Here is a 506-nt window from a genome sequence, read left to right on the forward strand (position 1 = left end):
GGACAGTTAGGGAAAACTTCAAGCAGTACAGTTTGCCTTCAGCCCGGACGACCGTGCAGCTGTATGGCACGTTCGGCGCTCATCTCACCCTGTTGGTCGAAGCCGAAAGTCTTCTGCGGCTGGCCTAGCAATTGGGCTTTTTTCGCGTGGTATTCGTCGAACGACAAGCCGCTGCGGTTCAGCGCTTCCAGCGCCAGTTCGCGGGATTCTTCAGCGGTGTAAGGGCGCAGCTCGGGCGAAACATGGCCGGCACAACCGGCGAGTACGGAAACAGCGAGCATCAGCGAAACAGTCAGTAAACGGTTCATGGGAGCGTCCTGGCGAGCAATGTGGGGTCGATGGAGAAAGGCTACGCCCGGGCACGCTCGCGCAGAAATCAACGCTCTCAATAGTGGCTATCAGCTTTGCGCTAATACTGGCTGACCGGCAAAAGGCAGTGCAGCGCGTCGTCGTGGCTGCGGGCGATACTGCTGTGCACCTGGAACGAGTTGAAGGTCACGTTTTTC

1 protein-coding gene is annotated in these 506 nt (G+C 58.1%); it reads right to left on the reverse strand.

Annotation, left to right across the window (positions count from 1 at the left end; genetic code table 11):
* Positions 1-38: 38 nt before the first annotated feature.
* Positions 39-308, reverse strand: a complete 270-nt coding sequence (locus J5M56_RS24425) for a hypothetical protein (RefSeq protein WP_207937989.1) — start codon at positions 306-308, stop codon at positions 39-41.
* Between the last annotated feature and the right edge of the window lie 198 nt (positions 309-506).

Origin of the sequence: Pseudomonas sp. 51_B (assembly GCF_017491595.1) — a bacterium.
Classification (GTDB): Bacteria; Pseudomonadota; Gammaproteobacteria; order Pseudomonadales; family Pseudomonadaceae; genus Aquipseudomonas; species Aquipseudomonas promysalinigenes.

Bases quoted from the DNA above. Each gene is read 5' to 3' on its own strand.
- J5M56_RS24425 (WP_207937989.1), bottom strand. From the start codon at position 308: ATGAACCGTTTACTGACTGTTTCGCTGATGCTCGCTGTTTCCGTACTC.